Origin of the sequence: Nesterenkonia cremea, from assembly GCF_014642675.1 — a bacterium.
Taxonomy (GTDB): Bacteria; Actinomycetota; Actinomycetes; order Actinomycetales; family Micrococcaceae; genus Nesterenkonia; species Nesterenkonia cremea.
Window position 1 is genome coordinate 26016 of record NZ_BMIS01000012.1, and the last position, 22843, is coordinate 48858.

At 68.8% G+C, this 22843-nt stretch carries 19 protein-coding genes; 11 read left to right on the top strand and 8 right to left on the bottom strand.

Annotation, left to right across the window (positions count from 1 at the left end; translation table 11 throughout):
* Nucleotides 1-55 precede the first annotated feature (55 nt).
* Complete coding sequence (gene purD, locus IEW85_RS11665; protein ID WP_188685909.1) at nt 56-2293, top strand: phosphoribosylamine--glycine ligase; 2238 nt, start codon at nt 56-58, stop codon at nt 2291-2293.
* Nucleotides 2294-2332: 39 nt separating this feature from the next.
* Here purD and IEW85_RS11670 read toward each other — a convergent pair whose 3' ends face one another.
* The 5 genes from IEW85_RS11670 to IEW85_RS11690 are packed head-to-tail and all read right to left on the bottom strand — an operon-like array spanning nt 2333 to nt 10238.
* Nucleotides 2333-3253: an ion transporter gene (locus IEW85_RS11670; RefSeq protein WP_188685911.1), complete on the bottom strand. Its 921-nt coding sequence runs from the start codon at nt 3251-3253 to the stop codon at nt 2333-2335.
* A gap of 32 nt (nt 3254-3285) precedes the next feature.
* Complete coding sequence (locus IEW85_RS11675; protein ID WP_188685913.1) at nt 3286-5154, bottom strand: ABC transporter ATP-binding protein; 1869 nt, start codon at nt 5152-5154, stop codon at nt 3286-3288.
* Complete coding sequence (locus tag IEW85_RS11680) at nt 5147-7027, bottom strand: ABC transporter ATP-binding protein (protein WP_188685915.1); 1881 nt, start codon at nt 7025-7027, stop codon at nt 5147-5149. The genes IEW85_RS11675 and IEW85_RS11680 overlap by 8 nt, the downstream gene beginning before the upstream one ends.
* A gap of 7 nt (nt 7028-7034) precedes the next feature.
* On the bottom strand, nt 7035-8015 hold the full coding sequence (locus tag IEW85_RS11685; protein ID WP_188685918.1) for a metallophosphoesterase: 981 nt from the start codon (nt 8013-8015) through the stop codon (nt 7035-7037).
* 15 nt (nt 8016-8030) lie between these two features.
* Nucleotides 8031-10238 carry a transglycosylase domain-containing protein gene (locus tag IEW85_RS11690; RefSeq protein WP_229658993.1) on the bottom strand — a complete coding sequence of 736 codons (2208 nt, stop codon included), beginning with the start codon at nt 10236-10238 and terminating at the stop codon, nt 8031-8033.
* A 45-nt stretch (nt 10239-10283) separates the two neighbouring features.
* On the opposite strand from IEW85_RS11690, the gene sp36 reads away from it, so the two are divergent.
* Genes sp36 through IEW85_RS11705 form a run of 3 tightly spaced genes read left to right on the top strand, consistent with a single transcriptional unit; the run spans nt 10284 to nt 12222 of the window.
* A complete protein-coding gene (sp36, locus tag IEW85_RS11695) occupies nt 10284-10454 on the top strand; it encodes a Sp36 family protein (protein WP_188685920.1) in 171 nt (56 codons plus the stop codon).
* A gap of 12 nt (nt 10455-10466) precedes the next feature.
* Entirely contained in the window at nt 10467-10964 is a 498-nt protein-coding gene (locus IEW85_RS11700; protein ID WP_188685922.1) for a RidA family protein, read from the top strand.
* Between the two features lie 19 nt (nt 10965-10983).
* The gene (locus IEW85_RS11705) at nt 10984-12222 is read left to right on the top strand and encodes a carboxylate--amine ligase (protein ID WP_188685924.1); all 1239 of its coding nucleotides are present in this window, start codon (nt 10984-10986) and stop codon (nt 12220-12222) included.
* Nucleotides 12223-12329: 107 nt separating this feature from the next.
* On the opposite strand, the gene IEW85_RS11710 is transcribed toward IEW85_RS11705, so the two are convergent.
* Nucleotides 12330-13007: a Crp/Fnr family transcriptional regulator gene (locus IEW85_RS11710; protein ID WP_188685926.1), complete on the bottom strand. Its 678-nt coding sequence runs from the start codon at nt 13005-13007 to the stop codon at nt 12330-12332.
* 235 nt (nt 13008-13242) lie between these two features.
* Between IEW85_RS11710 and IEW85_RS11715 the strand changes: the two genes are divergently transcribed.
* Entirely contained in the window at nt 13243-14421 is a 1179-nt protein-coding gene (locus IEW85_RS11715; protein ID WP_188685928.1) for a MarP family serine protease, read from the top strand.
* Between the two features lie 39 nt (nt 14422-14460).
* Here the strand turns inward: IEW85_RS11715 and aroQ are convergent, their stop codons facing one another.
* Nucleotides 14461-14910 (bottom strand): type II 3-dehydroquinate dehydratase, encoded by a 450-nt coding sequence (gene aroQ, locus IEW85_RS11720; protein ID WP_188685930.1) that lies wholly within the window; start codon nt 14908-14910, stop codon nt 14461-14463.
* Between the two features lie 197 nt (nt 14911-15107).
* Nucleotides 15108-17096: an acetate--CoA ligase gene (acs, locus tag IEW85_RS11725; RefSeq protein WP_229658994.1), complete on the bottom strand. Its 1989-nt coding sequence runs from the start codon at nt 17094-17096 to the stop codon at nt 15108-15110.
* A gap of 208 nt (nt 17097-17304) precedes the next feature.
* On the opposite strand from acs, the gene nth reads away from it, so the two are divergent.
* The 6 genes from nth to IEW85_RS11755 all read left to right on the top strand — a co-directional run bounded on the left by nth (nt 17305) and on the right by IEW85_RS11755 (nt 22839).
* Nucleotides 17305-18090 carry an endonuclease III gene (gene nth, locus IEW85_RS11730; RefSeq protein ID WP_188685932.1) on the top strand — a complete coding sequence of 262 codons (786 nt, stop codon included), beginning with the start codon at nt 17305-17307 and terminating at the stop codon, nt 18088-18090.
* Complete coding sequence (locus tag IEW85_RS11735) at nt 18083-18859, top strand: NUDIX hydrolase (RefSeq protein WP_188685935.1); 777 nt, start codon at nt 18083-18085, stop codon at nt 18857-18859. Before nth ends, IEW85_RS11735 begins: the two co-directional genes overlap by 8 nt.
* 152 nt (nt 18860-19011) lie before the next feature.
* Complete coding sequence (locus tag IEW85_RS11740) at nt 19012-20157, top strand: CpaE-like family protein (RefSeq protein WP_188685937.1); 1146 nt, start codon at nt 19012-19014, stop codon at nt 20155-20157.
* Nucleotides 20150-21298 (top strand): TadA family conjugal transfer-associated ATPase, encoded by a 1149-nt coding sequence (locus IEW85_RS11745; protein WP_188685938.1) that lies wholly within the window; start codon nt 20150-20152, stop codon nt 21296-21298. The genes IEW85_RS11740 and IEW85_RS11745 overlap by 8 nt, the downstream gene beginning before the upstream one ends.
* Nucleotides 21291-22058, top strand: a complete 768-nt coding sequence (locus IEW85_RS11750; protein WP_188685940.1) for a hypothetical protein — start codon at nt 21291-21293, stop codon at nt 22056-22058. The genes IEW85_RS11745 and IEW85_RS11750 overlap by 8 nt, the downstream gene beginning before the upstream one ends.
* On the top strand, nt 22051-22839 hold the full coding sequence (locus IEW85_RS11755; RefSeq protein WP_188685942.1) for a type II secretion system F family protein: 789 nt from the start codon (nt 22051-22053) through the stop codon (nt 22837-22839). Before IEW85_RS11750 ends, IEW85_RS11755 begins: the two co-directional genes overlap by 8 nt.
* Nucleotides 22840-22843 lie beyond the last annotated feature (4 nt).

Here is a 22843-nt window from a genome sequence, read left to right on the forward strand (position 1 = left end):
GCAGCCGCACTTCAACCGGCCTCGCGGCGGCCCCATTCCGGTTAGGCTGGTGCCTGTGAAGGTACTGGTGGTGGGCCCCGGAGGCCGAGAGCATGCGATCATCCGAGCACTTCTGCGCGACCAGGCGGTGCAGACCGTAGAAGCGGCCCCCGGCAATGCCGGCATCGCCCAGGACGTGACCTGTCACAGCATCGATGCGAACGACGGCGACGCCGTGGCCGCACTCGCCGCCGAGCGCGGCTATGACCTGGTGGTCATCGGTCCGGAGGCCCCGCTGGCCGCCGGCGTCGCCGACGCCGTCCGCGCCGCCGGCATCCCCGTCTTCGGCCCCTCCGCCCAGGCCGCCGAGCTGGAAGCCTCCAAGGCCTTCGCCAAGGAGATCATGGAGGCCGCGCAGGTCCCCACCGCCGGCTCCGTGCACGCCGAGGAGCTGAGCACCGCCGAGTCCGCTCTGGACCGCTTCGGCGCCCCGTATGTGGTCAAGGACGACGGTCTGGCCGCAGGCAAGGGCGTGGTGGTCACCGAGGATCGCGCCGAGGCCGTGGCCCACGCGCAGGCCTGCTTCGAGGCCGGCGGCTCCGTGGTCATCGAGGAGTTCCTGGACGGCCCCGAGGTCTCCCTCTTCGTCCTCTCCGACGGCGAGGAGCTGGTCCCGCTGAGCCCCGCCCAGGACTTCAAGCGCATCTTCGACGGCGGCCAGGGCCCCAACACCGGCGGCATGGGCGCCTACACCCCGCTGGACTGGCTGGAAGGCTACACGGAGACTGACGAGGCTGGCACCACCCGGGACTTCGTCGGTGTGGTCATGGACCAGGTCGCCCGCCCCACAGTGGCCGAGATGGCCCGCCGCGGCACTCCTTTTGTGGGCGTGCTCTACTGCGGCCTGGCCGTCACCTCCCGCGGCGTGCGCGTGGTGGAGTTCAACGCCCGCTTCGGCGACCCGGAGACCCAGGCGGTCCTGGAGCGCCTGGCCACTCCGCTGGGCCAGCTGCTGATGGACTGTGCCGCCGGGACGTTGGGGCAGCGTCTCCAGCGCGAGGGAGAGGAGCTCGCCTGGCGGGACGGATACGCCGCCGACGTCGTGCTGGCCGCCCAGAACTACCCGGACAGCCCGCGGAAGGGCGACCCGATCAGCGGTCTGCAGGAGGCAGCGGAGCTGGAGGGCGTGGCAGTGCTCCACGCCGGCACTGCCCGCGCTGAGGACCCCACAGATCCCGACGCCGGCCAGCTGGTCACCGCCGGCGGGCGGGTGCTTGCCGTGGTCGGCACCGGCGCCACTCTGGAGGAGGCGGTGCAGCGCTCCTACGCAGGAGTGGAGAAGATCTCCTGGGAGGGTGCCCAGCACCGCCGCGACATCGCCCGCGAGGCGCTCTCCGGCCAGATCAAGGTGGCCCCGCAGCTGCCCGGCTGGGTGCACCTGTCCTCCGGCAAGGTCCGTGAGCTCTACGCTCCGGCTCCCGGCTCTGCCTGGGACGGCGAGGACGTCATGCTTATGGTGGCCACCGACCGCATCAGCGCCTACGACTACGCGCTGAGCCCCGGCATTCCGGAGAAGGGTCGGATCCTCACGCAGATGAGCCTGTGGTGGTTTGAGCAGCTGGCCGCTGAGGGCATCCCCAACCAGGTGGTCTCCACCGAGGTGCCCGAGGCGGTGGCCGGCCGCGCCGTCATCGTGCGCCGCCTACAGATGATCGAGGCCGAGGCTATCGTCCGCGGCTACCTGACCGGCTCCGGCTATGCCGAGTACCGGGAGCAGGGGACGGTCACCGGCATCGCGCTGCCCGAGGGTCTGAAGGACGGGTCCCGGTTGCCCGAGCCGATCTTCACTCCCTCCACCAAGGCGGAGCAGGGCGGCCACGACGAGAACATCAGCTTCGCCCAGCTGGAGCAGACCATCGGCGTGGATCAGGCCGCCCGACTGCGGGATGCGGCGCTGAAGGTCTACGCGCTGGCTGAACAGCGGGCGCGCGAGGCCGGCATCATCCTGGCCGACACCAAGTTCGAGTTCGGCGTGGACGCCGACGGTCAGCTGGTGCTCGCCGATGAGGTGCTCACCCCGGACTCCTCCCGCTTCTGGCCCGCCGAAAGCTGGGAGCAGCATCTGGCCGAGGGAGCTGCTCAGCCCAGCTTCGACAAGCAGTACGTGCGGAACTGGCTGACCTCGCCGGCCTCGGGATGGGACCGCAGCTCCGGCGTCGTGCCTCCCGCTCTTCCTCAGGACGTGGTCACCGCGACGCGGGGGCGCTACCTGGACGCCTATCAGCGGCTCACCGGTCAGCAGCTGGAGCTCTGAACACCTGCGCCGCGGCGGCTGGGCGGGCTCAGTGCCTGCTCAGCCCCGGCGGCTCAGCTCAGCGGCTGCACCGCTTGAGCGGTTCTGCAGCGACTCGCTGAGCTGGGCGACCTCGGTCCGCAGCGCGCGGATCTCCTCGAAGAGGATCTCGTTGTCCCGGGTGGGCTCGCTTTCGGCATCCTCCGCAGCGGCACCTTCCAGGCCCTCCTCCGGCTCCTGACCGAGCTTCGAGCTGGGCATGTCGTGCAGGGTGTTCATGGCGTCGACGATCACCGCGATTATCAGGTTCAGGGCGGTGAAGGCCGCCAGGATGATGAACGGGATGAAGAACAGCCAGGCCCAGGAGTGTTCGTCCATGGCCGGGCGGACGATGGTCTCCCAGGAACTCAGGGTGGCGATCTGGAAGAGGCTGAACAGCGAGGCCCCCAGGTCCCCGAAGTACTCCGGAAGAGTCTCGCGGAAGAACGTGGTGGCCATGACGGCTGAGACGTAGAAGATCAGCGCCAGCAGCGCGCCCGTGGACAGGATCCCGGGGATGGCGGCCAGCAGTGCGCCGACCACCTTGCGCAGCTGGGGCAGCTGGGAGATCAGCCGCAGGACACGCAGCACGCGCAGCGCACGCAGCACCTCCAAGCCTGCTCCGGCCGGCACCAGTGCGACGCCGACCACCAGGAAGTCGAAGACGTTCCAGGGGTCGCGGAAGAACCGCCACCCGAAGGCGATCAGCTTCAGCACGATCTCCACCACGAAGATCGCCAGGCACGCGGTGTCCACGCTGACCAGCACCGTCCCGAAGGAGGCCATCAGTGCGGGGGAGGTCTCCATGCCCAGGACTGCTGCGTTGAGCAGGATCACCAGGATGATGAAGCGCTGGATGCGGGTGGACTCGATCCACTCGCCCAGCCTCACGCGGGAGGCGCTGCGGGCACCAGAGGTCACAACAGAAGAAGATTCGGTCATCCCTGACAGCTTATCCGCGCCGAGGTGCCGCCTCACCCCAGCGAGTTCTGCCAGGCGGAATGCAGCCGCGCGAAGTACCCGCCGGCGGCGATGAGCTCATCCGGGCTGCCGTCCTCGACGATCCGCCCCTCATCCACCACCAGCACACGGTCGGCGATGGCCACTGTGGAGAGCCGGTGGGCGATGATCAGCGCCGTCCGCCGGCCGAGCAGCCGCTCCAGGCCCTGCTGCACCAGCTGTTCGCTGGGCAGGTCCAGCGAGGAGGTGGCCTCGTCCAGGATGAGCACGGCCGGATCGGCCAGGAACGCGCGGGCGAAGGACACCAGCTGCCGCTGCCCGGCGGAGAGCCGCCCGCCGCGGGTGGTCACATCGGTGGAGTAGCCCGCGGGCAGCGCCTCGATGAACTCGTGGACCCCTACGGCGCGGGCCGCGGCGATGATCTCCTCCTCGGTGGCATCCGGCCGGCCCAGCGCGATGTTCTCCCGCACGGAGCCGGAGAAGAGGAAGGCCTCCTGGGTCACCATGGCCACATGCCGGTGGTGGTCCTCCACGGCCAGCTCGCGCAGATCGATGCCGTCCAGGCTCACGCTGCCGGAGCTGACGTCGTAGAACCGGGCCAACAGCTTGGCAAGCGTGGACTTGCCCGCACCGGTGCGTCCCACCACGGCCACCGTCTGGCCGGCTGGGATGTGAAGGTCCATGCGCTGCAGCACCACGGGGCCGGCGTCGTCGGTTCCGTGGGCCGGGTAGCGGAACTCGGCGTCGGAGAACTCCAGCTCACCGCGCGCCTGCTCCAGTCCCTGCGGCTGCTCCGCCTCGGTGACGGTGGGATCCTCCTCCAGCAGGCCGGAGACCTTCTCCAGCGCGGCGGTGGCCGACTGCAGGGAGTTGTAGAACATCGCGATCATGTCCAGCGGCTGGAAGGCACGCTTGGTGGCCAGGACCAGCGCCACCAGCACCCCGACGCCGAGGTCCCCGTCCAAGGCGCGGAAGCCGCCCCAGAGCAGCACCGCCGTGACGGTGAGGTTGCCGATCAGCACCAGGGAGGGCTGCATGATCCCGAAGAGACTGATGGAGCGGACCATGTCATCCCGGTAGATCTTCGCCAGCCGGTGGTACTGGCGGGAGCGGGCGCCCTCACGGCGGAAGGCCTGCACAGCGCGGATGCCGGTCATGGTCTCCACGAAGTGCACGATCATCCGGGCTGAGGAGATGCGGGTGCGCCGGTAGGCCACCTCGGAGTTCTTCTGATACCAGCGGGCCAGGAAGGCGATGGGGATCATCGCGGCCACCAGCAGCAGCCCGGAGCGCCAGTCCATGAGCCAGATGCTCCCCGCGGTGAAGGTCATGAACACCAGCCCCTGGGCCAGCGAGTTCACCCCGCCGTCGAGCAGCTCGCGCAGCGACTCCAGATCGGAGGTCTGCCGGGAGATGACCTTGCCGGAGGTGTAGTCCTCGTGGAAGTCCAGGCTCAGCTGCTGGGTCTTGCGGAAGACCTCGCGCCGCAGCCGGTAGAGCATCTGTTGGGAGGCCTCGGCGGTCATCCGGGTGTAGAAGAAGATCAGCACGGCCGCGATCACCGCACAGGCGATATAGGCGGTGCCCGGCAGCCACATCCCAGAGCTCTGGCCCTCGGTGAGCCGTGGCAGCCCCCAGTCGATGGCGAAGGCCACGATCAGCGGCGTAGCCGCCTGGCAGGCCTGGGAGACCAGCACGGCCAGCGCGGTCAGCAGCAGCTTCAGCCGCACACCCTCGGAGAGCCGCACCAGCAGCCACCAGGAACGACGCCGGATGAACTTCCGCTCCTCGCGGCTGAGCTCCACGCGCTCCTCGCCGGCAGTGCCGCGCAGGTGTCGGTAGGGATCCTGTGCGGTCTGGTCCTGCGGAGTCTGCTCAGCCATGGGGCGCCTCCTCGAGCAGGGCGTCCACACCGGCGGCCGCGGCTCCGGTGCTCATCACCTTCCGGTACAGGGCACTGCTCTCCAGCAGCTCGGTATGGGTCCCGACGGCGACCACGCGGCCCTGGTGCAGCAGGGCCACCCGGTCGGCCAGGGCCACAGTGGAGGGGCGGTGGGCCACCAGCAGCGTAGTGGTGCCCTCAAGCGCCTCGCGCAGCCGGGCGGTCACTCGCTCTTCGGTGCGGACGTCCAGTGCGGAGAGCGGATCATCCAGCAGCAGGATGGAAGGCCTGGCGGCGATGGCCCGGGCCAGGGCCAGGCGCTGACGCTGACCGCCGGAGAGGCTCAGGCCCTCCTCGCCGATCCGGGTGTCCACACCCTCGGGCAGGTTCTCCACGAAGTCGGCGTCGGCGATCCGCAGCGCCTCAGCCAGGACCTCATCCAGGTCCTTGCGCCCCGGAGCCTGGCTCCGGGGCGGGTGCTGCGAGTCATCCTCATCGCGCTCATGGACGGTGCCCAGCAGGACGTTGCCGCGGACTGAGGCGGAGAAGAGCGTGGGGTCTTCGAAGGCCACTGCGATCCGGGAGCGCAGGTCCGCCAGGTCGAACTCGCGCACATCGGCGCCGTCCACCTGGACGCTGCCGCCGGTGACGTCATAGAGCCGCGGGATCAGGTTCAGCAGGGTGGAGGTTCCGCCGCCGGTGCCGGAGACCAGGGCCATGGTCTCTCCGGGCTCCACGGTCAGGGTGGCCCCGTCCAGCAGCTCGCTGCGGCCGTCCGGGAGGGCGTCCGGCTCGGCGTCGGGGTAGCTGAAGCGCACGTCCTTCAGCTCGATCCGTCCCTGCTCCGGGGGGCTGACCGGCTCGCCGCCGTGGGCGGCGGGGGAGGCGATGGTGTTCTCGGAGTCCATGACCTCGATATGCCGATCGATGGCGGTCTTGGCGGTGAAGGTCATGCCCAGCAGCATGCCCACGCTCTCGATGGGCTGCTTGAGCACCGCGGCAGTGGCGAAGAAGGCGGCCAGTGCGCCCACTGTGATCCCGGTGGTCTCCTCGTTGGCCACCTGCCACAGTCCGATCAGCAGGCACAGGCCCAGGATGGTTTCGGGCAGCAGCACCATCGCGGCCAGGAAGCGGGCCAGCGTATGGGCCTTGGAGACCTCCAGGCTCCGCAGCTCATCGGCCCGGGAGGTGAAGCCCTCCAGGGCATGGCCGCCGCGGCCGAAGGCCTTGAGCACGCGGATGCCGTGGACAGATTCCTCCACAGCGGTGGCCACCTCGCCGGCCTGGTCCTGGGAGGCCCGCGAGTAGTGGACGAAGAGCCGGCGGAACCTTGGCCCGATGATCAGGATCGGTACCGCGGCCACCAGGAAGACCAGGGTCAGCAGCGGGGAGAGGGTGAGCATCAGGGTGAATCCCACCAGCATCGCTACGATGGAGGTGATCAGCATCAGCGCGCCGAAGGCGAACCAGCGGCGCAGCAGGTTCAGATCAGCGATGGCCCGGGACTGCAGCTGACCCGCGCCCCAGGCCGAGTGGAAGGCGGTGGGCAGGTCGGTCAGCCGGTCGAAGAGCCGGGTGCGCATGGCCGTCTCGGCGTCGGAGGAGGGTGGGATCACGAAGAACCGGCGCATATAGATCAGCCCGGCCTCCAGGGCGCCCAGCAGCAGGATGATCCCGACGGCGGTCCATACCGCCGCAGCTCCGGCGCCCTCGGCCAGCACCGAGTTCACCAGCACCTGCAGCACCTGTGGGATGGTGAGCGCGACGACGGCGGCGCCGATGGCGGAGAACAGTCCCAGAGCCCAGCGGACTCGGCGGCCCTCAAGGTAGGGGCCGAGTCGGCGCAGAGTACTCCAGAGACCATTCTGTTGCATATGACAACTAATGATAGACGGTCAGAAGGGTGGATTCAGGCGGACAGTTCAATCTGACCTGTGCCTTGGCCGATGTTCCGATGCCCGCGGAGACATGCAGCGGCACTGCATCCCCGTCTGGAGTGCGGACGGTGCTCAGTCCCTTGGCCTGCCGGCGCGGGAGGTCACAGTTGGTCACCAGGGCGTGTTCCCCCGGCAGACAGATCTGCCCGCCGTGGGTGTGACCGCAGAGCACCAGATCCGCCCGCTTCCCGCTGGCCTGGTCCGGCTGGGCGAAGCTCTGCAGGGCCGAGCTCACCGGAGCATGCGCGACGCCGATCCGCAGCGTCGGGCCGTGCGGCTCAGCGCCGCTGGCCTCGCCGGCGTCGGGCGCACCAGCGCCCAACTCATCGGCCGGCCAGCCCCGGAACTCGTCCAGGTCGATATGCGGATCATCCACGCCCGAGAACTCCAGCCGGTGGCCGGCGACCTCGGCGACATGTGTCCGGTTGGCCAGGTTCACCCAGCCGCGCTCGCCCAGCTGGTCGAACAGTTCCCGCCAGGGCAGCTCCACCGGATCCTCATCCAGCTGGGAGGGGCCCAGCAGATAGCGCGCCGGGTTCTTCCGTTTGGGTGCGTAGTAGTCGTTGGAGCCCGGGACGAAGACCCCGGGGAGATCCAGCAGCGGGTCCAGGGCGCGGAGCACCTCCGGTCCGGCCTGGTGGTCGGAGAGGTTGTCCCCGGTGTTGATCACCAGGTCCGGCTCCAGCTCAGCCAGGCGGCGGATCCACTCGGCCTTCTTCCGCTGACCCGGGACGTAGTGGATGTCGGAGATGTGCAGGATGCGCAGCGGCCGCTGGTCAGGGGTGCGCGGTCGGCCGATCTGCACCTCGCGGGTGGTGAACCGGGTCAGGCCTACGCGGTTGCCGTAGACCAGTATGGCCCCTCCGAGCAGAGCACCGGCCCCGGCGCAAGCGCCGAGGCCGGTGAACAGAGCGGATGCTCTCATCGGGTGATCCCCAGATCAGTCATCGTCGTCTCCGTTGTCGTCATCATCATCGGCGTCGCCGCCGCCTTCACCGCCGCCGCCGTCTCCGGCGTAGCGGCTCATGTCGCGGCGATCGCTGAACGGCGAATCATCAGCCTCCGGGAAGTCCTCGGTGCTGTAGTCCTCCGCCACAGTGTTCATGTAGTCCAGCCACATCGGACCCGCGATGGTGGAGCCGTAGAACTCCTCGTAGTGCTCGCCGGCGATGGTCCGGTTGTAGAGCTGCTCGTTGCTGTCATAGCGGCCCACCCAGGCGGCCGTGGAGAGGCCGCGGGAGAAGCCCATGAACCAGGTGGAGGAGGCGGTGTCGTTGGTGCCGGTCTTGCCCGCCATCGGGAAGTTCGGGTCATTGTTGGCGATCTGACCCTCCGCGATGTTGATCATCGAGTCGTTGACCTGAGCCACGATGTCCTCGTCCAGGACCTGCTCGCAGTTGGGCTCGGCGATCTCGTACTCGTTGCCGTGGGTGTCGGTGACCTCGCTGATCGCTCGCGGGCTGCAGTACTCGCCGTCGGCGGCGAAGGCTGCGTAGGCCGCGGCCAGGTTCAGCGGTGCGACCTCCTCAGCACCCAGCACGAAGGACGGGTTGGACGGGTCCAGGCCGGCGCCGCTGTAGGCGTGGTGGATGTCCAGGCGGTCGGTGAGCTCCGTGATCGTGCACAGGTCGCCGCCTTTGGCGGTGGCCGCCGTCGCGGTGTTCACCGAGTAGTAGAGGCCGTAGTCCACGGTCATCTCACGTTCGGCGTCATCGGCGACGTTGTCGATCGACCATCCGTCGTCGTCGAGGACTGTGGCGGTGCCGTTGGGCAGGCAGTGGGCGTCCCAGGAGTCGTACTGGGGGTAGTGGTCCTCGGAAGCGTCGATCTCGTCATCCATGGCGCCGCCCTCTTCCACATAGGCGGCGGCCACGAAGGGCTTCAGCGTCGAACCGGCCGCGAAGCCCCCGCTGTTGCCATAGTCGAAGTCGGCGTTGAAGTTGATGGTGGTGTTGCCCGTGCCTTCGGCGTCGGGATCGTAGTTGGTGTTCTGGGCCATGGCGACGATGTTGCCGGTGCCCGGCTCCACCGTGCTCAGCGCCGTGCCGACGGCCTGCGGGTCATCGGCTGGGACGGCCTCACGGGCCTCCTCCTCGGCCGCCTGCTGGGCGCCGGGGTCCAGAGTGGTCACGATCCGCAGGCCGCCGCGGTTGAGCAGCTCCTCGCGGGATCCGCGGTCCGGGCCGAAGGTGTCATCGCTGAGGATGACCTCCTCGACGTAGTCGCAGAAGTAGTGGGCCATGTCTGCGGAGACGCAGCCGGCCTCCTCCGGGTTGATCTCGAGGTCATCGGCCACATCGACGGCGACGGCCTCCTCGTGCTCCTCCTCGGTGATCTTATCGGTGCGCAGCATGGCGTCCAGGACAACGTCGCGGCGGGTCTGGGAGGCCTCCGGATTGACCTCGGGGTTATAGCCGTTGGGCGACTGGACCATGCCGGCCAGGACGGCGGAGCGCTGGATGTCCAGCTCCGAGGCAGGCACGCCCCAGTAGTACTGGGCGGCGGCCTCCACGCCGTAGTTCCGGCCGCCGAGCAGAACGATGTTGAGGTAGCCCTCGAGGATCTCCTCCTTGGTCATCTCGTTCTCCACGGAGACGGCCAGGCGCATCTCCTGCAGCTTGTCGGCGTAGGTCTTCTCGCCTGTGCCGGAGATGGTCAGGCGGGACTCGCCGCGCAGGTAGGCGGCGTTGACCAGCACGTTGTTCACGTACTGCATGGTGATGGTGGAGGCACCCTGTTCGCTGCTCGAGGTGAAGTTGTGCACAGCGGCGCGGGTGACGCCCCGGGCGTCCACGCCCCCGTGCTCGTAGAAGCGCTCATCCTCGATGGCCACCATCGCATCCTGCATGTCCTGGGAGATCTCATCGATGCCCACCGGTTCGCGGTTCTCCGCGTAGAAGGTGGCCAGTTCGGTCTCGCCGTCGTTGGCATAGATGCGCGACGGCGTCGAGAGCGGCTCCTCGTGCAGCTCGGTGGGGAGCTCGTCGAGGATGTCGGAACCGGCGGCGGCAGCGGCGCCGCCGGTGGCTGCCAGGGGGAAGATGAGCCCCGCGGCCAACAGGCCGCACAGCGCACTCACGCCCAGGAAGGACATGATCTTGCCGACCGTGGTGGCTGTGTCAAAGAGAGGGGACTTACGAGACGCCATAGCCTCTATGGTATCCGGACGGTCAAGTCCACTAGGGTGGTGGACATGTCTGATTCGGAACCGATCCAGTGGGAATACGCCACCATTCCGCTCATCATCCACAACACCAAGGGGATCCTCGATCAGTGGGGTGAGGACGGCTGGGAGCTCGTCACCGTGCTGCCCGGCCCGGAGGGCAATGCGCCGGTGGCCTACCTCAAGCGCCCCAAGGGCTGAACGGCGGGTGTGATGAACGGCTCATCTCAGGTCGAACGGCGTCTGGCCGAGGCGGGGATCACCATCCCTGATGTGGTCCCCCCGGTGGCCTCCTACCAGCCCGCCGTCGTGGTGGAGAATCCCGACGGCGGCGGCACCGTCTACGTCTCCGGCCAGCTCCCGCTGGTGGAGGGCTCTCTGCCGCTGACCGGCAAGGTGGGGGCCGAGGTCACCGAGGAGCAGGCCTTCGACCTGGCGCGCCGGTGCGGGGTCAACCTGATCGCCGCGCTGAAGCACGCGCTGCAGGACTACGACGGCGGCCTGGACCGGATCACGCGGATCGCCAAGGTGGGGGGCTTCGTCGCCTCAGCCTCGGACTTCACCGGTCAGCCCCGGGTCATCAACGGCACCTCTGAGCTGCTGGGGGAGGCCTTCGGCGACGCCGGCCAGCATGCCCGCAGCGCTGTGGGTGTGAACGTCCTTCCGCTGGACACACCGGTGGAAGTCGATCTGATCGCTCATTTCGCCTGAGCCTGGGATCATCTGAAGGATGAAGACTGACTTTGTCCCCGTGATCGTGGGGACCGATCTCAACGCGTACCACATGGCGGCCTCCTTCCATGAGGCCTACGGGGTGAAGCCCCATGTGCTCGGCAAGGTGCAGATGGGGTTCACCCACTACAGCACCATCATCGAGTCGGTGACGCTGGTGGAGAACCTCGACGAGGCCGAGATCTTCGTCTCCGCGCTGCTCGACTGCGCCGCACAGCTCGACGCCGGTTCGGCAGAGGGCGAGCGGACCCCGCTGGTGCTGGTGGGAACCAACGACCACTACGTCCGGCTGATCATCGAGCATGCTGAGGAGCTCAGCGCCCGCTTCCTGTTCAACTGTCCGAACGAGGAGCTGCTGAACCAGCTGCAGGTCAAAGAGGCCTTCTACCCGTTGGCTGAGAAGCACGGGCTGAACATCCCGGAGACCCATATCCACCAGGTGGGCGAGCCGGTGGACCTTGAGATCTCTCGGTTCCCCGCCATCCTGAAGCCCAGCAACGGCGTGGAGTACTACCGGAACAAGTTTGAGGGCCAGGAGAAGGTCTACCGGGTCAACTCCATGGAGGAGGTCCGCGAGGTCATCGCCACCATCGAGGCCAGCGGCTACCGGGACACTCTGATCATCCAGGACTTCATCCCCGGCGATGACACCTACATCTGGGACTCGGTGCTCTACCTCAACAGCGACGGCGAGGCCGAGTTCGTGAACTTCGGCCAGGTGGTGCTGCAGGAGCACGAGGCCAGCGCCATCGGCAACTACACCGCCATCATCTCCCGGTTCGACCGCGAGGTCATGGAGCAGCTCAAGGGCTTCCTGGAGGCCATCGGCTACACCGGGATCGCCAACGTCGATCTGAAGTACGACTCCCGCGACGGCGTCTTCAAGGTCCTCGAGGTCAACGTGCGCCAGGGCCGCTCCAGCTACTACGCCACGATGCAGGGTCAGAACCTGGCCCGGCACCTGGTGGAGGACCTGGTCCGCGGACGGCGCGGCGGCGAGTGCACCTTTGTGGATCAGGATGTGCTCTTCACCGTGGTGCCCCAGTACATCCTCAAGGAGTATGTCACCGAGCCCGGTGTGCGCGAGGACGTCGTGCGGTTCATCCGCGAGAAGAAGATCGGCAACCCGCTGCACTATGGCGGGGACAAGTCCCTTCTGCGCAAGGCCTGGCTGGCGGTGCGGGCGGCCCGCTACCGCAAGAAGTACGCCTCGGCCTCCTGGCGCGACGGACTCTGAGCCGGACTCACGCCGTAAGGGCGTGAAGGCAACGGCGGTGAAGGTCACGGCATGAAGAAGGGGCCGGAGGATGATTCCTCCGGCCCCTTCTTCATGTGCGCAACAGGTCAGCGGCTGCGCTGACGGATGCGCTGGATGTCCAGGATGACCACGGCCCGGGCCTCCAGGCGCAGCCAGCCGCGCTGGACGAACTCGGCCAGGGCCTTGTTCACGGTCTCGCGGGAGGCGCCGACCAGCTGGGCCAGCTCCTCCTGGGTGAGCTCGTGGGCGACCAGGACACCGTCCGGTGCCGGGCGGCCGAAACGGTCGGCCAGGTCCAGCAGGGCCTTGGCCACACGGCCGGGCACATCGGAGAACACCAGGTCGGCCAGGGATTCGTTGGTGCGGCTCAGGCGCTGGGCCAGGGCGCGCAGCAGCTGGACCGACACGTCCGGGGCCTGATTGATGACCTCGCGGAGGCTGTCATGCTTCAGGCCGGCCAGGCGGGTCTCGGAGACCGCCGTCGCCGTCGCGGTGCGGGGTGCGGGGTTGAACAGCGCCATCTCGCCGAAGATCTCACCCGGGCCGAGCACGGCCAGCAGATTCTCCCGGCCGTCCGGGGTGGTGCGGCCGAGCTTGATCTTCCCGGAGACGATGAAGTACAGCTGATCACCCTGATCTCCTTCGTGGAAGATCGAGGAGCCGCGGGACAGGTCCACCTCGGAGAGTTCCGCAGTCAGAGCGGCGAAGACGTCGTCATCCACCGTCGCGAAAAGGGGGGCGCGACGCAGCACTTCAAGATCCATAGGTCTTCCGTTCTTCCTCTCGAGGCACAGAAAAGATGTCAAGCATATCTGATGTTGCCAGAGAACTGCTGTCCGACTCCGGCAACGTGACGTCGGATACTTCCTACGAAGTTACCAGGTCAAGCCCGGACCGGGAAACGTCCAGGATTCTCTGCAGAGCGTATGTCATCCTGATCAAGGTCTGGCCGAGGACTCCCGGCCCTGACGATGGAGAGACTGCGGACAGGAGTGAGGCATGGGGATCACCCTGCTCGATGTGATTCTGGTGCTTGTGCTGATCGGCTTCCTGGCCGTCGGCCTGCGCAAGGGTCTGTGGATCACTGTGGGCGGCGCCGCCGGGTTCCTGGTGGGCGCAGTGGCGGCCTTCTTCGCCATGCCGCTGGTGGCCGAATGGGTCTCGGATCCGGTCTGGCGGGTGGTGGCAGTCCTGGCCGCCGCCATCGTGCTGGTGGTCGCCGGCCATGCCCTGGGCACCACGGCAGGTGCTGAGATCCAGCGCCTCTTCCGCTCGCCCACGCTGCATACGCTGGGCTCTCTGGTGGGCGGCCTGGCCAATCTGGTGGTGGCCGTCTTCGTCATCGCCGCCCTGTCCTTCTCCGTCTCAGCCATGGGCTTCCCCACGGTGAACCAGCACATGAAGCAGTCGGCCGTGCTGCAGGGGATCAACTCTCTGGTCCCGGAGCGCACTGAGGCATGGTTCGCCCAGCTGCGCACTGCGGTGATGGAGTCCGACATCCCGGAGCTCGCTCAGCCGCTGGTGCCCGAATCTGCCGAGCTTCCCGACGACGTCGATCTCACCGAGGCCGCGGAGCACACCGCAGGTGCGGTGGGGCGCATCAGCGGTGTGGCCGAGCACTGCGGCCAGAGCCAGACGGGCACCGGATTCGCCATCACCCCCACCCGGGTGGTCACCAACGCCCATGTGATCGCCGGAGTCTCCGAGCCTTCGGTGGAGATGGCCACCGGCGAGGTGGTCACCGGGCGCACCGTCTACTTCAACCCGGCCAACGATCTGGCCGTGCTGGCGGTGGACCCGTTGGACGTCCCCGAGGTGGAGATCGGCGAGCCGGCCGACTCCGGGGCCTCCGGGTTCGTGATGGGCTATCCGGCCGGCGGCCCCTTCGTGGCCGGCCCGGCCATCGTCCAGGCCCGCGACGTCTCCCAGGTCAACGACATCTACGGAGGCTCACCCTCTGAGGTGGAGATCTATCAGCTCAACGCCGATGTCCGGCAGGGCAACTCCGGCGGTCCGCTGGTGGACGAGGAGGGCCGTCTGCTCGGCGTGGTCTTCGCCCGTGCGGTGGAGGGCAGCGCAGTCGGCTTCGCCCTGACGGCGGAGGAGGCCGGGGAGGTCCTGACGAACCCCGAGGGCTTCACCGAGACGGTCTCCACCGGCCGATGCGTGGATCGCTGAGCCGGCGTCGTCGTCCTGCTGTCGGGCCGACTGGACCGCTCAGCCTTCCAGCACAGAGGCCAGGTGCTCGATCGCGAAGCGGTATCCGTTGAGCCCGGCGCCTGCGATCACTGCCGTCGCCACCGGGGAGACGTAGGAGTGCTTCCGGAACTCCTCCCGGGCGTGGACGTTGCTGATGTGGACCTCCACCACTGGAAGCTCCGTTGCGCGCAGGGCATCGGCGATGGCCACCGAGGTGTGGGTGTAGGCCGCAGGGTTGATTACGATCCCCTGGGCGGTTCCACGGGCGGCCTGGATGGCATCCACCAGGGCTCCCTCGTGGTTGGACTGCATGAAGTCGATCTCCAGCCCCAGCCGCTGTCCTGTCTCCGCGCAGAGCGTCTCGACGTCGGCGAGTGTGGCGGCACCGTAGAGTCCGGGCTCCCGTGTTCCCAGGAGGTTCAGGTTCGGCCCATTGGCCACCAGGATCCGCGACGGACTGTCAGCCATGACAACACTCCTCAGAAAGACATGAACGGGACGATGCTCCCCTCAGCGTACAGCTGAGGACGCGCAGAAGGGGCCGCGCGACCTCGGAGGGTCCCTTCTGAATGAAGCTTCACAGCGACGCGGGCGGCTTGCCCGCGCGGCGCGCTTCATTCAGCAGGGAGGAGAGGTCCCGCGGCCCCGACGCGCTGTTCTGGGACTTACGCCCCGTGCTTGGCCCGCATATCCTCTGCGATCTGCTGCATCACAGTGGGATCGGCCAGGGTGGAGGCGTCTCCGGCCTCGCGCCCCTCGGCGACGTCCTTGAGCAGGCGGCGCATGATCTTGCCGGAGCGGGTCTTGGGCAGCTCGGGCACCACCAGGACGTTGCGCGGCTTGGCGATCGGGCCGATCTCCTGTCCCACGTGGTTGCGCAGCTCCTGCTCGAGACCTGTGGCGTCCTCGGCGTCTCCGCGGAGGATGACGAAGGCGACGACGGCCTCACCGGTGGTCGCATCCTTGGCGCCGACCACGGCCGCCTCCGCCACGGCCTCGTGGGAGACCAGGGCGGACTCGATCTCGGTGGTGGAGAGGCGGTGTCCGGAGACGTTCATGACGTCGTCCACGCGTCCCATCAGCCAGATGTCGCCGTCCTCATCGGTGCGCGCGCCGTCGCCGGCGAAGTACACATCGCCGAACCGGGACCAGTAGGTCTCCTTATAGCGCTCTGAGTTGTTGTAGATGCCGCGGAGCATGGAGGGCCAGGGTTCCTTGACGACCAGCAGGCCGGCCTCGCCCACGCCCAGGGGCTCGCCGAGCTCGTCCACGATCCCGATGTCGATGCCGGGCACCGCGGCCTGTGCGGAGCCGGGCTTGGTGTGGGTGACGCCGGGCAGCGGGGAGATCATGTGGGCGCCGGTCTCGGTCTGCCACCAGGTGTCCACGATGGGCGCCGGGTCCTCCTTGGGCGGCTTGCCCGGGCCGTTGTTGGCACCGATGACCTCGCGGAACCACATCCAGGCCTCGGGGTTGATGGCCTCACCCACGGTGCCCAGCACGCGCAGGGTGGAGAGGTCGTACTCATCCGGGATCTCGCGGCCCCACTTCATGCAGGTGCGGATCAGGGTGGGGGCGGTGTAGAACTGTGTGACCCCGTACTTCTGCACGATCTCCCACAGGCGGCCCTTATGCGGACTGTCTGGGGTGCCTTCGTAGATCACCTGGGTGGAGCCGTTCACCAGCGGTCCGTAGGTGATGTAGGAGTGGCCGGTGATCCACCCGACGTCGGCGGTGCACCAGTAGACGTCGGTCTCGGGCTTCAGGTCGAAGGTGTCCCGGTGGGTGACCGCGGTCTGGGTGAGGTAGCCGCCGGTGGTGTGCAGGATGCCCTTGGGCTTCCCGGTGGTGCCGGAGGTGTAGAGGATGAACAGCGGGTGCTCGGAGTCGTGGGCCACGTAGGCGTGCTCAGCGGACTGGCCGTCCACCAGATCGTGCCACCAGAGCTCCTTGGCGCCGTCGGGACGCTCGGCGGTGAACTCCACGTCCTCGCCGTTGCGCTTGACCACCACCACGTTCTCTACGGTGTGACCCGGTGCGGAGAGTGCGGCGTCGACGTTGGGTTTCAGCGGGGAGGGCTTGCCGCGGCGGTATGAGCCGTCGGCGGTGACCACCAGCTTGGCCTCAGCATCGTCCACGCGGGAGCGCAGGGCGTCGGAGGAGAAGCCGCCGAAGACCACGGAGTGGATGGCGCCGATGCGCGCGCAGGCCAGCATGGTCACAATGGTCTCGGGGATCATCGGCATGTAGATGGCCACACGGTCGCCCTTGGTCACGCCCAAGGATTCGAAGGCGTTGGCTGCGCGGGAGACCTCGTCCTTGAGCTCTGCGTAGGTGAAGGTGCGGCTGTCGCCGGGCTCGCCTTCGAAGTGGATGGCTGCTCGCTCGCCGTTGCCGGCCTCCACGTGGCGGTCCACGGCGTTGTAGGCGGCGTTGAGCTCGCCGCCGACGAACCACTTGGCGAAGGGTGCCTCGGACCAGTCGAGGACTTCGGCGAAGTCTTTGTCCCAGCTGAGCGCCGCACGGGCCTCGTCGGCCCAGTAGCTGAGGCGGTCGGCCTGGGCCCTCTCGTATTTGTCCGCCTTGGCGACCGCGTCCGCGGCGAACGCCTCGCTCGGTGGGAAGACCCGGGTCTCCTTCTGCATGCTCTCCATGCGCTCCTCCTTGGGTACTGACGAAATGCGTCGGCGGGGAACTGTGTCGCCGATCACCATACAGCTTTGCACTGACATCCTGCGAGACGTGCGTCACGTTCTGTCAGGAGTGTAGGTCGCCCGAGGAAGACTGCCGGAGTCGGGTCACGACGAGCGGTGCTTTTTCTGCGATGAGCGGCCGTTTTCGCCGATCCGTAGAATAAAGCCGATGACAGCTGAGGAGACACCGCTGGCCACCAAGCGCCGCGTCAGGAAGATCAATCGCGTCCTGGGGGAGACCTACCCCTACGCCGTGGCCGAGCTGGACTTCGACAACACCTTCGAGCTGCTGGTGGCCACTGTGCTCTCCGCTCAGACCACGGATGTGCGGGTCAACTCCATCACCCCCGAGCTCTTCCGCCGCTGCCCGGACGCCCATGCGATGGCCGTGGCCGAGGAGGATGCCATCGCGGAGATCATCCGCCCCACCGGTTTCTACAAGTCCAAGACCAAGGCGCTGCTGGGCCTGGCCGGGGCGCTGGTGGACCAGCACGACGGCGAGGTCCCCGGTGAGCTCAACGAGCTGGTGAAGCTGCCCGGCGTCGGGCGCAAGACCGCTTTCGTGGTGCTGGGCAACGCCTTCGGCCGCCCCGGGCTGACGGTGGACACACATTTCGGGCGGCTGGCCCGTCGGCTGGGCATGACTGAGCAGGATGATCCGGTGAAGGTGGAGCACGACGTCGCCGAGCTCTTCGAGCCCAAGGACTGGACCATGCTCTCCCACCGCCTGGTCTTCCACGGCCGCAGGGTCTGCCACTCGCGTCGACCGGCCTGCGGCGCCTGCCCGATCGCGAAATGGTGCCCCTCCTATGGGATGGGCGAGGTCAGCGAGGAGGCCGCGAAGGACCTGCTGAAGTACGAGCTCGCCCCCGGCCGCGAGGAGCTGCTGGAGAAGATGCGCGCCGGCTGTACCCGCCGCCAGCTGCGCGAAGAGGGGTATCCGCTGAGTGCCTGAACCCTCCGCCCACGCCCTGAGTCGCAGCCAGCTGGAGTCCCAGCTGGAGGCATTGGTGCGCGACGCCGCCGACTACAGCAGTCGGCACCCTCAGGGTGCCGCGGAGGGCGCCTGGTGGGAGCGGATGCCCGCCGAGCTTCCCGGCCCCGGCAGCGCCTCCTGGCAGCTGCGCCCCGACGACGAGGACTGGGATCCCGCCGTGGTCGGCTCCTGGCGCCGGGCCGCTGTGCTCTTCCTCGTCTGCCTGCCCGAGGACGGTGCGGAACCCTATCTGCTGCTCACTGAGCGGTCGGCTGGCCTGGCCAAGCACCCGGGCCAGGTCTCGCTGCCCGGAGGGAAGCAGGAGGAGTTCGACGCCGGCCCCGCCGCCTGTGCCCTGCGCGAGGCCCAGGAGGAGATCGGCCTGGATGTCAGCCGGGTCAGCCTGGTGGGCACGCTGCCGCCTGCCCCGGTCCCGGTCAGCGGCTTCATCGTGACCCCGATCGTGGCCACAGCAGCGGATCCCGGAGTGCTCACCCCGCAGGCCGGGGAGGTGGAACGGGTGCTGCATGTGCCGCTGCAGGCGCTGATCGATCCGCAGAACCGCCGCAGTGCGGCGATCCGCTGGAAGGGCGTGGAGCGGCGCTCGCCGGCCTTCCTCTGTGACGGGGCGCTGATCTGGGGTTTCACCGGAATCCTGCTGGACCGGGTGCTGGACCGTCTGGGCTGGAGTCAGCCTTGGGATGAGTCCCGATCGCTCGATCCGCGGGAGCACCAGCGGTTGGGCTGAGCTCCCGTCTGCTGCGCGGAGCTGTGGCGTGCTGATGTGTACAGCGCTCGTCTCCTCCACAGCCCTACCCACGACGCCGACGCCGCGCGCGGCTCTCCACAGATCAGCCCCAGTTCTCCACCCGGTCCCGGCCGGGGCCGCAGAGTGGGCCCATGGCTTCATCCCGCGTCCCCTTCCTCCCGGCCTCGGCGGCCCGTGCCGGCTCCGATGACTCTGCGGAGCCGACCTTTCTGCTGGTGACCGGAGATGAGGAGCTGCGCGATGACGTGGCGCTGATCGCTGCCGTCGTCGGAGGTCGGCTGGACTGCAGGCCCGGCTGGGCCGAGGTTCCGCCGGAGGACTGGGCTGCGGTGATGTGCGGTCCGGATGCCCTGCCGCCCGCAGGGGCTCCCACGGAGCAGATCCTGCTGCTGGGCCACGGGGAGGATGCGGAGGCGCCGCCGGATGCGCTCTGGCGGCTGGCCGCCTCGCGCCCGGGGATGCAGGCGGTGCCGCTGCCCCAGGCGGAGGTGTGGCTCAGCGAGCATCTGGGCGGACGCGTCATGGACCGGGCGCCCGGCTGTGTGCTCGGCGTCGCCGGGGTCTTCGGGGGAGTGGGAGCGACCACGCTGTCCTATCTGCTCGCGGCTGAGGCTGCGGCCCGCGGGATGAGTGCGCTGCTGGTGGACGGGGACCCGCATCCGGGATCGGGGATCCGCGCCCTGCTCAGGGAGCAGGTTCCGTCGGCTTCGGTCGATGAGTCGCTGGGGTGGTCGGCCCTGGCTCAGATCGAGGGTGAGCTCTCCTCCTCCCAGCTGCAGGCGGCCCTGCCCGTTCTGGAGGGCATCCATGTGGTCAGCGAGACCGAGTCGGCTGCCGGGGCCACAGCAGGTGCGGAGGCGGAGCCGGCCCCGCTGCGCACCGCGGAGGAGGTCATCGGGGCGGGGAAGCGAGCCTTCGATCTGGTGATCCTCGACGCCGGCCGCCGGCCTGAGCTGCTGCGCGCCGCCGCGGACCGCATGGAGTGTGCGCTGTTGGTGGCCCCGGCCTCGGCCCGATCCGTGGATGCCGCCGATGAGCTGATGGCTGCAGTCTCCGGAGTGTCCTTTCAGCTGGTGCTCAACGGCAGAGCCCGGCCCGGGTGGCGGGCGGCCGAGATGCGCGAGGCCCTGGGTGTGGAGGTCGCGGCGGACATCCCGGAGCAGCGCTGGCTGCGGAGGTCCGATGAGCTGGGTGCGAGCTACGAGCTGCTGCGTTCGGGCCGCGGGGCGGCGATGATCGGCGGAATCCTTCAGGCGGCAGGTGTGGTCGATGGATGAGCTGCAGAGTCTGCGCGAGGAGCTGGCCGCCTCCTCGGAGCCGCTGACCGCCGCCCGGATCGCCGAGGCCGTGCGCAGCTCCGGACTGGCCCTGGGCTCCGGGACCACCCAGCAGCTGGTCCGTTCGCTGCGCGATGAGCTGGTGGGGCTGGGACCGCTGCAACAGTTCGTGGATCAGGAGGGTGTGACCGATGTTCTGGTGGGCGTGCGGGGGCGGATCTATACCGATGGGACAGCCGGCCTTCAGTCCACTGAGGTGCAGGTGGGCAGCGAGGAGCAGGTGCGGGGGCTGGCCCGGCGGCTGATCGCGATGTCCGGTGGGCGGCTGGATGAGGGACATCCCTGTGCCGACGGCCGGATCGGTGACTGCCGCATCCACGCGGTGATCCCTCCGGTGGCGGTGGAGGGGACGATGATCTCGGTGCGGGTCTCGCGCAGTTCGGTGACCAGCGTGGCCGAGCTGTCCCGGCAGTGGGCCCAGCCCGAGCTCTGGGTGCCCGCCGTCCGGGGCATCATCGCCGGGCGGATGAACTGGCTGATCTCCGGGGCCACCGGCTCCGGGAAGACCAGCCTGCTGGCCGGAATGCTGGGGGAGTGCCGGGCCGAGGAGCGGATCGTGGTGGTGGAGGACACCACGGAGCTGCACCCGGATCACCCGCATGTGCTGCACCTTCAGGGCCGGCAGGGCAATGTGGAGGGTGCCGGCAGGGTGGATATGGGACGTCTGGTCCGCGAGACTCTGCGGATGCGTCCCGACCGGCTCATGGTCGGCGAATGCCGCGGCGCGGAGCTCAGGGACTTCCTCACGGCCATGAACACCGGACATCAGGGAGCCGGCGGGACGGTGCACGCCAACTCTCCGGAGTCGGTGCCGGCCCGGCTGGTGGCCATGGGCGCCTTGGCGGGGCTGAGCCCGGAGACCGTCTCCCTGCAGGCCGCAGCCGCCCTGGACGTGGTGGTCCATGTGGAGCGGGTGGCCGGGGCCCGGATGCCCGTGGCCGTCTCAGCGGTCAGCTATGCCGAGGGGCGGCTGGTCATGGAGCCGGTGCTCATCCAAGACCAGGGCCGGACGCGCCGCGGACCCGGATGGGGAGCCTTCGCCTCCCGGACCGGACTGCAGGGTGGTGGTCTCGATGTCTGAGCCGCTCACCATCATCGCCGTCTTCGCTGTGGCCGCGGCGGCCGTGCTCCTGCTGCTCCCGGCGGCCAGAGCCTCACGGAGCCCACGGTCCAGGACGATCACGCTGCGCGGAATCCTGGCCAGGCTCCAGGCGCTGGGCGCAGACCACAGCGGTGCGCTGCGCCGGGACGGAGCCGTGCTGCTGCGTCAGTTCTCCGCCCTGCTGCAGTCAGGCCGTGCCGAAGCCCAGGCCTGGGCCGATCTGCGCAGCCACTGGATCGCCCGAGGTCCCCTGGAGGGCGCTGCGGATCCTGCCGAGGAGCATCCCTTCGCCGTGGTCTGCGGTCAGGTGGCCACCAGTGAGCAGCTCGGGCAGGGCAGTGCCGCCGGTCTGCGCCGCTGCCTGCGAGCCGACGCTGGGGAGCTCCCGCCGGAGGTGAGGCGCTGCGTGGAGCAGCTGATCGCGGTCACCTCTCTCTCCGAGCAGACCGGCGCCCCGCTCTCGCGGCTGGTGGAGCAGCTGGCCGAGGGGATGGATGAGGCCTCCGAGCTGCATGCCGCGGTGCAGACGGCCGCCGCCGGCCCCAAGCTCACCCAGGTGGTGTTGGCGCTGCTGCCCCTGGGCGGCCTGGGGCTGGGACAGCTGATGGGCGTCAGTCCGCTGGCCACACTGACGGGCACCTCACTGGGCTGGCTGTGCCTGCTGCTGGGTCTGGGCCTGTTGGCCTTCGGCTGGTGGTGGAGCACCCGGCTCATCCGCGGGGTGGTCAGTGATGTCTGAGCCCGCACTGATGGTGGCAGGGGCTGCCCAGGTCATGATGGGGAGCGCCTCCCCAAGGCCGCTCTCACCCCTGATCACGCCGATGGTCCCCTCGCTGCTGCCCGCCGCTGCCGGGATGTTCCTGGCCGCGGCCGCTGTGCTGCTGCTCCTTCCCGCAGCAGCCCGGTCTTCCGCAGCAGCACAGCGCAGAACAGCCCGGGGTCGAACAGCCCGACGCCGAAGCGCCTCAGTCCGTTCGGCCCGGCCCACGGCCCACCAGAGTTCACCGGTCACCCAGCACCTCCCTGAACCCGGCCTGCTGAGGCGGCTGCTCCGGCGTCGTGGTGCTCAGCAGGAGGCCGCCCAGGCGGTGGACGCCGCCGGACTGTTGGACCTCACCGGTGCCCTGCTCTCCTCCGGTGTGGGGATCGAGGCTGCCCTGGACCGTTTGGCGGCCTGTGTTCCCGGGGCGGAGCCGTTGGCCCATGTCCACCGCAGCCTGACCGCCGGGGCCCCGTGGGAGACGGCTTGGGCCGGCGTCGGGGATCATCCCGAGCTGCGGCTCTTCGGCCGGCAGCTGGCCTTCGCCCACGCCACCGGGGCGCCCACGGCGGAGCTGCTCCAGACTGGGGCGCGGCAGGCCCGGGCGGAGCACCGTCAGCAGGCCGAGCAGCGCGCCGCTCGTCTGGGGGTCCAGATGGTCATCCCGCTGGGCATCTGCTTTCTGCCGGCCTTCGTCCTGCTGGGGGTGGTGCCCGTGGTCCTGGCGCTCGTGCCGGAGGCTCTGGGGCAGATGGACTGAGTCA

What these genes read in the sequence shown, in the direction of transcription:
- IEW85_RS11670 (WP_188685911.1), bottom strand. Translation starts at nt 3,253, where the DNA reads ATGACCGAATCTTCTTCTGTTGTGACCTCTGGTGCCCGCAGCGCCTCC.
- IEW85_RS11675 (WP_188685913.1), bottom strand. Translation starts at nt 5,154, where the DNA reads ATGGCTGAGCAGACTCCGCAGGACCAGACCGCACAGGATCCCTACCGA.
- IEW85_RS11680 (WP_188685915.1), bottom strand. Translation starts at nt 7,027, where the DNA reads ATGCAACAGAATGGTCTCTGGAGTACTCTGCGCCGACTCGGCCCCTAC.
- IEW85_RS11685 (WP_188685918.1), bottom strand. Translation starts at nt 8,015, where the DNA reads ATGAGAGCATCCGCTCTGTTCACCGGCCTCGGCGCTTGCGCCGGGGCC.
- IEW85_RS11690 (WP_229658993.1), bottom strand. Translation starts at nt 10,238, where the DNA reads ATGGCGTCTCGTAAGTCCCCTCTCTTTGACACAGCCACCACGGTCGGC.
- sp36 (WP_188685920.1), top strand. Translation starts at nt 10,284, where the DNA reads ATGTCTGATTCGGAACCGATCCAGTGGGAATACGCCACCATTCCGCTC.
- IEW85_RS11700 (WP_188685922.1), top strand. Translation starts at nt 10,467, where the DNA reads ATGAACGGCTCATCTCAGGTCGAACGGCGTCTGGCCGAGGCGGGGATC.
- IEW85_RS11705 (WP_188685924.1), top strand. Translation starts at nt 10,984, where the DNA reads ATGAAGACTGACTTTGTCCCCGTGATCGTGGGGACCGATCTCAACGCG.
- IEW85_RS11710 (WP_188685926.1), bottom strand. Translation starts at nt 13,007, where the DNA reads ATGGATCTTGAAGTGCTGCGTCGCGCCCCCCTTTTCGCGACGGTGGAT.
- IEW85_RS11715 (WP_188685928.1), top strand. Translation starts at nt 13,243, where the DNA reads ATGGGGATCACCCTGCTCGATGTGATTCTGGTGCTTGTGCTGATCGGC.
- aroQ (WP_188685930.1), bottom strand. Translation starts at nt 14,910, where the DNA reads ATGGCTGACAGTCCGTCGCGGATCCTGGTGGCCAATGGGCCGAACCTG.
- acs (WP_229658994.1), bottom strand. Translation starts at nt 17,096, where the DNA reads ATGGAGAGCATGCAGAAGGAGACCCGGGTCTTCCCACCGAGCGAGGCG.
- nth (WP_188685932.1), top strand. Translation starts at nt 17,305, where the DNA reads ATGACAGCTGAGGAGACACCGCTGGCCACCAAGCGCCGCGTCAGGAAG.
- IEW85_RS11740 (WP_188685937.1), top strand. Translation starts at nt 19,012, where the DNA reads ATGGCTTCATCCCGCGTCCCCTTCCTCCCGGCCTCGGCGGCCCGTGCC.
- IEW85_RS11745 (WP_188685938.1), top strand. Translation starts at nt 20,150, where the DNA reads ATGGATGAGCTGCAGAGTCTGCGCGAGGAGCTGGCCGCCTCCTCGGAG.
- IEW85_RS11750 (WP_188685940.1), top strand. Translation starts at nt 21,291, where the DNA reads ATGTCTGAGCCGCTCACCATCATCGCCGTCTTCGCTGTGGCCGCGGCG.
- IEW85_RS11755 (WP_188685942.1), top strand. Translation starts at nt 22,051, where the DNA reads ATGTCTGAGCCCGCACTGATGGTGGCAGGGGCTGCCCAGGTCATGATG.